This is a genomic window from Pseudomonas sp. PME37.24/025 (assembly GCF_055556615.1).
The window spans coordinates 1-304 of sequence record NZ_JBVHNK010000083.1 but is presented as its reverse complement, the minus strand read 5'-3'; the positions used below and the strand labels follow the sequence as shown (position 1 = coordinate 304).

Sequence of the window (304 nt, the reverse complement as noted above, 5' to 3'; positions counted from 1 at the left end):
GCTCGCCATCGACGGCGGCGGCAAGCTCGTCGCCTACTTCTCGGACGAACGCCAGAAGTCGTCGGGCGTCCTTCAGGCCGTGTCCTACCGTCGGTCCACGGACGGCGGCGCCACATGGGGTGCCCTCGGCAACGTGTCGGCGCCACCGAACCAGAGCGATCGTCCGGGCATGATCACCGTCACCAAGCTGCCCGACGGCCGGTACCTCGCGACGTTCGAAGTGGTCAATCGCCCCAGCCAGTCGCAGAACACCGCGCCGGTGTACTTCAAGACGTCGTCCGACGGTCTGAACTGGGGCGACACC

At 67.4% G+C, this 304-nt stretch carries 1 protein-coding gene; it reads left to right on the top strand.

The window, feature by feature from the left end; translation table 11 throughout:
* Positions 1-304: hypothetical protein (locus tag ACZ3HH_RS29600; protein WP_465810084.1), on the top strand; the 304-nt coding region annotated here is incomplete at both ends.